At 43.6% G+C, this 8,360-nt stretch carries 6 protein-coding genes and 1 tRNA gene; all 7 read left to right on the top strand.

Features of this window, described 5'->3' with window-relative positions; genetic code table 11:
- The first annotated feature begins 3 nt into the window (after window positions 1–3).
- A tRNA-Pro gene (locus tag AB4653_RS06070) sits at window positions 4–80 on the top strand.
- 1,117 nt (window positions 81–1,197) lie between these two features.
- Entirely contained in the window at window positions 1,198–2,925 is a 1,728-nt protein-coding gene (locus AB4653_RS06065) for an ABC transporter ATP-binding protein (RefSeq protein ID WP_009848076.1), read from the top strand.
- 94 nt (window positions 2,926–3,019) lie between these two features.
- On the top strand, window positions 3,020–4,573 hold the full coding sequence (locus AB4653_RS06060; RefSeq protein ID WP_009848075.1) for an ABC transporter substrate-binding protein: 1,554 nt from the start codon (window positions 3,020–3,022) through the stop codon (window positions 4,571–4,573).
- A gap of 180 nt (window positions 4,574–4,753) precedes the next feature.
- Entirely contained in the window at window positions 4,754–5,731 is a 978-nt protein-coding gene (locus AB4653_RS06055) for an ABC transporter permease (protein ID WP_009848074.1), read from the top strand.
- A 2-nt stretch (window positions 5,732–5,733) separates the two neighbouring features.
- Window positions 5,734–6,672, top strand: coding sequence for an ABC transporter permease (locus AB4653_RS06050; protein ID WP_004735541.1), 939 nt, complete (start codon window positions 5,734–5,736; stop codon window positions 6,670–6,672).
- A gap of 188 nt (window positions 6,673–6,860) precedes the next feature.
- Window positions 6,861–7,847 carry an SPOR domain-containing protein gene (locus tag AB4653_RS06045; protein WP_102257534.1) on the top strand — a complete coding sequence of 329 codons (987 nt, stop codon included), beginning with the start codon at window positions 6,861–6,863 and terminating at the stop codon, window positions 7,845–7,847.
- A 198-nt stretch (window positions 7,848–8,045) separates the two neighbouring features.
- Window positions 8,046–8,360: RnfABCDGE type electron transport complex subunit D (locus AB4653_RS06040; protein ID WP_372103580.1), on the top strand; the 315-nt coding region annotated here is incomplete at its 3' end.

Raw genomic sequence — 8,360 nt, 5'->3', positions numbered from 1 at the left:
TCTCGGTGAATAGCGCAGCTTGGTAGCGCATCTGGTTTGGGACCAGAGGGTCGGGGGTTCGAATCCCTCTTCACCGACCACCTTAAGAAGCCTCGTCAGAAATGACGGGGCTTTTTTACGCCTGGAATTTAGATAATTTGAGACCAGAGGGTCGTGGGCTGGATCGCCAGTCCGCAGGGAGCCCTGCCGCGTCAACCCCCTCTTCACCTACCACCTTACCTACCACCTTTAAGAAAGCTTATCAGAAATGATGAGCTTTTTTTTTCATCTGTAGATCTCTAGGTTGGAACCCAAGTGGGGTTCGTCTGATGTTCAAAGGATGTCTCTTCACTGACCACCTTAAGAAGCCTCAACTAGTCGTCCGTGTCAGGAATTACGGGGCTTTTTTACATCTCTCGTTTCAGTAATCCTCAATTTTGAATGCTGGGACTTCAACCGCTTCGACATCTTGCCTGATGTCACCTCCGTAAATCTCCCCCTCCATATAACAAGGCAGGCTCTTACCCTTTATCTTCATTATGGTGCTTATACGGAGCGGTTTGCTTTATCAAATGTGCAGATCGATATCTAATTTTATATAAAACCCACCACCAATTATTCGACAAATTAATAGGTTTGGTCTAGGGATTTTTATGAAAAGTGAAATTTGACGTTAAATATGTTCTCTAAGGCCTGTATTTGACAGATTTCTTCGAATCTTGTTGTTTAAAAAATCCTTTGATTTATTAAATCTTTCGTTTTTCTTGTTTGTATTTATCAAAAAATTCATATGGTTGAATATGTTGTTGGGTTGGTTTTATCTGGTTGTTTTGTTTGCTTAAATTGGTAAAGTTAGCGTTTGTTTCTATAGTGTTAATTGTTTTTTGGAATAATTATTTGATTTTGGTGACTGGTGGGGATATGTGCTTTGAATGATATGTTTAACTCTACAAGTACGCAGTAGTAAGGGGTTTGTGAGTATTTATTATTGGAAATATAATGCTGGTTTTCATTACTATATGCTCTTCGAGTGAATACTTATGTGGCATTTTTACTTGCTAAGCGTTTAATGTCGACTTTTTATCCTATTTTTGTTGCTTTTCTGTGAATTATTTGCCAAATTGTCAACCGTATAAAATATCAGAACAATATTCTGGTAAGAATGGATTCAATTTTGCAGACAGGGCAGAGAGCTGCCAAAGCAGTAGAGGTCTGGTAATGTCACTTTTAGAAGTAAAAAATCTTCGTATCGAATACCCATCTCGTCATGGAGTTCACGCCGCAGTGAAATCACTTTCGTTCAACATTGAACGTGGTGAAATTGTTGGCGTTGTAGGCGAGTCTGGTGCAGGCAAATCAACAGTAGGTAATGCTGTGATCGATTTGCTGAGCCCTCCTGGTCGCATTGCTAGCGGCGAGGTATTTCTGGACGGTGAAAAAGTTTCAGGCTTATCTCCTGAACAGATGCGTTCTGTTCGCGGCTCAAAGATTGGTTTTATCTTCCAAGATCCAATGACTTCTCTTAACCCTCTATTCACAGTAGAACAGCAGTTAAAAGAGACGATTCATGCCAACATGAAGGTTTCGGATCAAGAAGCCTACCAGCGCTCATTAGATTTGATGAACCAAGTTGGTATTCCGCAACCAGAAAACCGTTTAAAGCAGTACCCACACCAATTCTCTGGCGGTATGCGTCAGCGTGTTGTTATCGCGATCGCACTGGCAGGTGAACCTGACCTAATCATCGCTGATGAACCAACAACCGCACTGGATGTTTCTATTCAAGACCAGATCTTGGGTTTGATTCGCGACCTATGTATTAAGAAGAATGTAGGTTGTATGTTGGTCACACACGACATGGGTGTGGTATCTAATGTTACCGATCGCGTAGCCGTTATGTATCGTGGTGATTTGGTTGAGTTTGGTCCGACGGCGAAAGTCCTTGGTACTCCTGAACACCCTTACACGCACAGTCTTATCTCCGCGGTTCCGCGCTCAGATCGTAAACTTGATCGTTTCCCTCTTGTGAGCTACATCGAAGAAGCACATGAGATGGAACCACTTGATGTGAAAAACCATTGGTTGGGTCAAAGCCAAGATCACCGTGATTACACTGGTCCACTGTTGAATGTTGAAAATGTAAACTTACGCTTTACTACCAAGGATTCTTTCTTTGAGAGTCGTCGAGAGTACGTTCAGGCGTCAAATAACGTGAGCTTTGAAGTACATGAAGGTGAAACTTTTGGTCTTGTTGGTGAATCTGGTTCGGGTAAATCAACGATTGCTCGTGTGATTGCTGGTTTGTACGCACCTAACTCAGGCAAGGTAACGTTTGAAGGCGTTGATCTTACGGGACTTAAATCTGAAAAAGAACGTCGCCCAATGCGTCGTCAAATGCAGATGGTTTTCCAAAACCCTTATACATCAATGAACCCTCGAATGAAGATATTCGACATCATTGCTGAGCCGATCCGATTCCATAAACTTACGCGTAACGAGAATGAAACTCGTCAGATCGTTAACGACCTGCTAGAGCACGTTGGTTTAGGCAAGATGGCTGGGGTTAAATACCCACACGAATTCTCAGGTGGCCAACGTCAGCGTATTTCTATCGCTCGCGCCTTGGCAACTCGTCCACGTCTTTTGATTTGTGATGAACCTACCTCGGCGCTGGATGTGTCGGTTCAGGCTCAGATCCTTAACCTATTAAAAGATTTACAAGACGAGCTCAACCTAACCATGCTGTTCATCAGTCACGATTTACCGGTTATTCGCCAAATGTGTGATCGTGTTGGTGTGATGCAAATGGGAGAACTATTGGAAGTAGCGCCAACTGAGCAGCTATTCCAATCGCCTCAGCATGAATACAGCAAACACCTAATTTCTTTAATGCCTGAATTTACAGGTTTAAGAGAAGAAAAAGCAGTGGCACAAGCCGCGGTATAAAAATCAGCAGGCTGGAGTTTAGCTTGCTAAAAACAATAAACAGACGCAAATACAACAACTAGGGATCTGGATTCCCGCATGAAGGAGTTATGCAATGAAAACCATGAAAAGCAAATTAGCAGTAGCTTTAATGGCAGCTGGCCTAAGCTTTAGTGCAGCAGCAGCAGATATTACCGTTGGCTACGCAGCTGACCCGGTATCACTTGACCCGCACGAGCAGCTGTCTGGTGGCACACTGCAAATGTCTCACATGGTGTTTGACCCTCTAGTACGTTTCACTCAAGAGATGGATTTTGAAGGCCGCCTAGCATCTAGCTGGGAGCGTGTTGATGAAACGACTTTCCGCTTTAACTTACGTAAAGGCGTGAAATTCCACTCTGGTAACGAACTGACTGCTGATGATGTTGTGTGGACTTTTGAACGTCTACAAGCTTCTCCAGACTTTAAGTCTATCTTCACGCCATACGAAAAAATGGTAAAAGTGGATGACTACACAGTTGAGCTAGTATCAAAAGCGGCTTACCCACTAGTACTACAAACAGCAACCTACATCTTCCCAATGGACAGCAAGTTCTACTCTGGTCAAACAGCGGAAGGTAATGACAAATCTGAGCTAGTTAAGCACGGTAACTCGTTTGCTTCGACTAACGTTTCTGGTACTGGTCCATTTATCGTAACGCAGCGTGAGCAAGGCGTTAAAGTAACGTTCGAGCGTTTCAATGATTACTGGGACACAGAAACTGAAGGTAACGTAGACAAGCTAACACTTGTGCCAATCAAAGAAGATGCAACGCGTGTAGCAGCACTTCTTTCTGGCGACGTTGATATGATTCACCCTGTTGCGCCAAACGATCACAAGCGTGTTAAAAAAGCTAAGAACATCGATCTAGTAACGCTACCTGGTACTCGTATCATTACGTTCCAAATGAACCAAAACAGCAACGAAGCACTGAAAGATGTGCGCGTTCGTCAAGCAATCGTTCATGCGATTAACAATGAAGGTATTGTTAAGAAAATCATGAAAGGTTTCGCGACAGCTGCTGGTCAGCAGAGCCCAACAGGCTACGCGGGTCACAACGAAGATCTAGTTCCTCGTTACGATCTGAAAAAAGCGAAAGAGCTGATGAAAGAAGCGGGCTACGAAGACGGCTTTACACTAACTATGGCAGCGCCTAACAACCGTTACGTGAACGATGCGAAAGTTGCGCAAGCGTCTGCGGCAATGCTGTCTAAGATTGGTATCAAAGTTGATCTTAAGACAATGCCTAAAGCACAGTACTGGCCAGAATTTGATCTATGTTCAGCAGACATGATGATGATCGGCTGGCACTCAGATACTGAAGATTCAGCTAACTTCAACGAGTTCCTAACAATGACTCGTAACGAAGAGACTGGCCGTGGTCAATACAACTGTTCTGGCTACTCAAACCCAGAAATGGATGCGATTGTAGAAGCTTCTAATACTGAAACTGACCCAGTTAAGCGTTCTAAGATGCTGAAAGGCGTTGAAGCAACACTTTACAACGATGCAGTCTTCGTTCCTCTACACTGGCAGAGTGAAGCGTGGGGCGCGAAATCTAACGTAGGTGCAGCAGACGTAGTAAACCCAATGGTTATGCCTTACTTCGGCGACCTAGTTGTAAAATAATCTAGCTTGCTAGAATCGAGAGCCTGAAGCTTTCAGGCTCTCAATATTATTAAGATATAGATTTAAGTTTCGGTATTTGGTCTTCCTTCAGTCTGGCTAAATACCTTTTTTAAGACTGAATTTTTTGTTGTCTAGTCGCGGATTTCGATTAGATAGTCATGGATAGATAAGGGGCAAGGAATGGTTACGTTTCTGGTCAAGCGCCTGTTTCAGGCACTGATAGTGATGTTTGTGATCAGTTTGGTGGCGTTTGCCATTCAGGATAACCTGGGCGACCCGTTACGTGAGTTAGTCGGTCAATCTGTTTCAGAGGCGGAGCGTCAAGCGCTACGCGATGAACTCGGCTTAAATGATCCCTTCGTTACAAAATACTCTCGCTTTGTAGGCGCAGCTCTACAGGGTGATCTTGGTACTTCATACTTCTTTAAGCGACCTGCAGTTGATGTGATTCTAGATAAACTAGTGGCAACTCTGGAGCTGGTATTTGGTGCTTCTTTAATTATTGTTTGTATGTCGATCCCACTCGGCGTTTACTCTGCGATTCACCCAAAAAGCTTTTTTACCAAATTGATTATGGCAGGCAGTAGTGTCGGTATCTCGGTTCCTGTTTTCTTAACTGCAATCATGCTGATGTATGTGTTCTCTATCGAGCTCGGTTGGCTGCCGTCATTTGGACGTGGTGATACGGCCAACTGGTTTGGTTGGGAGTCTGGCTTCTTAACGCTAGATGGCCTTGCACACTTAGTACTTCCGAGTATTGCTCTGGCATCTATCATGCTGCCGCTGTTTATTCGTCTAGTTCGTTCTGAAATGTTAGAAGTTCTAAGTTCTGAATACATTAAGTTTGGTAAAGCGAAAGGCCTAGCGCTAAACAAAATCTATTACCAACATGCATTGAAAAACACCATGCTACCGGTACTTACCGTTGGTGGTGTTCAGATTGGTACGATGGTGGCTTACACCATTCTTACGGAAACTGTTTTCCAGTGGCCAGGTACAGGCTTCTTATTCTTAGAAGCAATCAACCGTGTAGATACACCACTGATTACTGCATACGTTATTTTTGTTGGTCTTATTTTCGTCGTGACTAACACGATTGTTGATTTGCTTTACGGTGTTATCAACCCAACCGTTAACATCACAGGGAAAGGAGCATAATCATGGAACAGACATCGACAGTGCCGTCTCGCTGGGAACGTTTTAAGCAATCTGACATTGTGTATTACTTCTTACGCGACAAAGTGGCAATGGTGAGCTTCGCCATTTTCTCAATCTTCTTGGTGATGGCTCTAGCTGCACCTATCCTAGCGCCAACAGACCCGTACGACGTGACATCGATTGATATCATGGACTCAGAACTTCCACCATCATGGATGGAAGACGGCGAAGAACGCTTCTTGCTAGGAACGGATGAGCAAGGCCGTGATATTTTATCGACTATGCTTTACGGTTCTCGTTTATCACTGACTATTGGTTTCTTAGCGGTAGGTCTACAACTGACGCTTGGTATCATCATTGGCTTGTCTGCAGGTTACTTCGGTGGCCGTATTGATAGCTTCTTGATGCGCTTCGCTGATGTTCAGCTTTCGTTCTCAACCATGATGGTTGCGATCATTGTCTCGGCCATCTTTAAGGCAAGTTTCGGTAGTGATTTCTATGCACAATACGCTGTGGTGATGCTGGTGGTGATCATTGGTATCGCAGAATGGCCGCAGTATGCGCGTACTATTCGTGCATCAGTATTAGCAGAGAAGAAGAAAGAGTACGTAGAAGCGGCACGTGTGATGGGCTTTAGAGCACCTCGTATCATGTTCCGTCATATTCTGCCTAACTGTTTATCACCGATTTTGGTTATCTCTACAGTACAGGTGGCAAATGCCATCATGTCAGAAGCGGCACTTTCTTTCCTAGGTTTAGGCCTTCCAGTCGACCAACCCTCACTGGGTGCTCTGATTAGTACTGGTTTTAACTACATCTTCTCAGGAGCATGGTGGATCACTGCATTCCCAGGTGTGCTTTTGGTGACATTGGTTCTAGTTATCAACCTACTAGGCGACTGGTTACGTGACGTGTTTAACCCGAAAATCTATAAAGGGTGATAGTTCAGTTTGATTTTTAGTAAAAAAAATCACTAAACTAAGAGTCGTAAGCAATTACGGCTCTTTTTTTGCTTAATGAATTTGGAACTTAGTACCATTGATAGAGTCAATAGTACTTAAAATGGAATTCATGTTTTATCGACATTTGTTCGGTAATAATTAACCCCTAGAGGGTTTAAGTGGTGGTTATGAAGTTGACAATGAATGTTGTATGTCGTGCTGTGGTTAGAAATTATCGTATGGGGCTTATTGCTGCATCCCTGTTGGTATCAAGCCAAGTTAATGCCGAATCGGTTCTATGCGATGCGACTCAGGCAAGCACCAATCAGTTACCACAGCTAGAACAATCATGTCCGATTGGTAAAGGCGTTTGGGGCAATAAAGCGCCTAAACATCATTCAGATAATGAGCTGTTTTGGGTTCAATGTGGTTTGTTGAATAAGCCTTTGTCACTGAGCAAAGCAAAGCCATTGTATGAGAAGATTTCAACTAACGTATGGATGAAGCCCGAAGGTGGAGATTATCGCTGCCTAATTGGTCCTTATTCTACCTTCTCTGATGCGAGAAAAGACTTAGCTCAGGTACGTAAGATTTCTGGGTATGGCGAAGCCTTTATTCGTATGGTTGATAAATCGAAGACCTCTTCTTCACAACCGGTCGTGACCAAAGCAATGAAGTCAAAAACGGCAGAGCCAAAAACGGTTAAGCATCAAGCCTCAGTTAAGGCTAAAGTAGCAGCGAAATCAGCGCCGAAGCCGATAGCTGCTGCTCAAAAAACTGCAGTCGCGAGTGCTGCTGCCATTCAAGCTTTCCCTAGTCATGGTGCAAATTCAGACAATGATCTGAACATTGAAATACGCATGACAGCGAGTGTTGCGGGTAGTAAATATGCGATTCCTTATCTTTTAGGTGATGAACAACAGTTTTATATGGAGCAAGGTAAACCTTGGAGCCGACTCGATTACGACAGTGCCGAATTAGTATGTGGTAAGATTAATATGACGCTGTTGAGTGAAAATCAGTGGCAAAGTCTCTTAGGGTCGAAGGTCATGGAAAATCAGAATTGGCCAATGCACCTGCCTTATTGGGGCGCAGACAAAAAAGGCCTGTTTACTAACGGTAACGTAAACCAGCTTAAAGGCTCCTCACTACTTAATGTGATGTGTGTGAAATAACGAAGACGTGCGTAATATCAAATAAGCCTCAGCCATTGCTGGGGCTTTGTTGTTTATACGCCTTTCTTTTCAATATCAGGTCGATTTCCGGATACTCGGATTTTCAATACAAATTTGATTAAAAATAGCTAAAAATTGTTCAAATAGAGCAGTTGGTGCGTAGAAAACCATAACTCAAGCAATAAGGTGATTGAGATTATGAGTTTGAAGAAACGATTAGAAGACGTAGCCCCGCGTTTTGAAGCCGGAGGTAAATACGAAAAGCTTTACCCTGTCTATGAGGCGTTTGCCACCATCTTTTATACGCCCGGCAACGTAAACCGAGGCTTGACCCACGTTCGAGATAGTATCGATCTCAAGCGAATAATGATTTTGGTGTGGCTAGCGACTTTCCCTGCCATGTTTTGGGGTATGTATAACGTCGGGCACCAGAGTGTCTCGGTACTAACATCCAGTTATCAACTTAACGAACTTACCTCGCTTATAGAGAGCAGTTGGCGCTTATCGTGGGCG

The organism is Vibrio sp. 10N.222.48.A3 (assembly GCF_041475345.1).
Classification (GTDB): domain Bacteria; phylum Pseudomonadota; class Gammaproteobacteria; order Enterobacterales; family Vibrionaceae; genus Vibrio; species Vibrio tasmaniensis_A.
Note: the sequence above shows the minus strand (reverse complement) of the source record. Positions and strands in the feature narration are given on the sequence as shown.

Excerpts from the sequence above, each read along its gene's own strand:
- AB4653_RS06065 (WP_009848076.1), top strand. The coding sequence starts at position 1,198 with ATGTCACTTTTAGAAGTAAAAAATCTTCGTATCGAATACCCATCTCGT.
- AB4653_RS06060 (WP_009848075.1), top strand. The coding sequence starts at position 3,020 with ATGAAAACCATGAAAAGCAAATTAGCAGTAGCTTTAATGGCAGCTGGC.
- AB4653_RS06055 (WP_009848074.1), top strand. The coding sequence starts at position 4,754 with ATGGTTACGTTTCTGGTCAAGCGCCTGTTTCAGGCACTGATAGTGATG.
- AB4653_RS06050 (WP_004735541.1), top strand. The coding sequence starts at position 5,734 with ATGGAACAGACATCGACAGTGCCGTCTCGCTGGGAACGTTTTAAGCAA.
- AB4653_RS06045 (WP_102257534.1), top strand. The coding sequence starts at position 6,861 with ATGAAGTTGACAATGAATGTTGTATGTCGTGCTGTGGTTAGAAATTAT.